The sequence below is a fragment of the Neisseria sp. P0001.S005 genome (assembly GCF_051963715.1).
The window spans coordinates 1-234 of sequence record NZ_JBQCTZ010001088.1 but is presented as its reverse complement, the minus strand read 5'-3'; the positions used below and the strand labels follow the sequence as shown (position 1 = coordinate 234).

General features: G+C 53.0%; 1 protein-coding gene. It reads left to right on the top strand.

The features are described 5' to 3' along the window. Window positions 1-234 (top strand): S1 RNA-binding domain-containing protein (locus ACTHSP_RS24155; protein ID WP_440347239.1); only part of this gene is annotated, 234 nt, incomplete at both ends.

The following is a 234-nucleotide window of genomic DNA, read 5'->3' as shown; positions in this document are numbered from 1 at the left end:
AACTTCATCCGCGTAAACGACAAAGGTTCGTGGGTTAAAGGGTCTGTGAACTCTGTTGACGCCAAAGGTGCCGTTGTGGCCCTGTCTGACGAAGTCGAAGGCTACCTGCCTGCTTCCGAATTCGCAGCTGACCGCGGTGAAGATCTGACCACCAAACTGAAAGAAGGTGATGAGGTTGAAGCCGGTATCGTAACCGTCGACCGCAAAAACCGCAGCATCCGCCTGTCTGTTAAA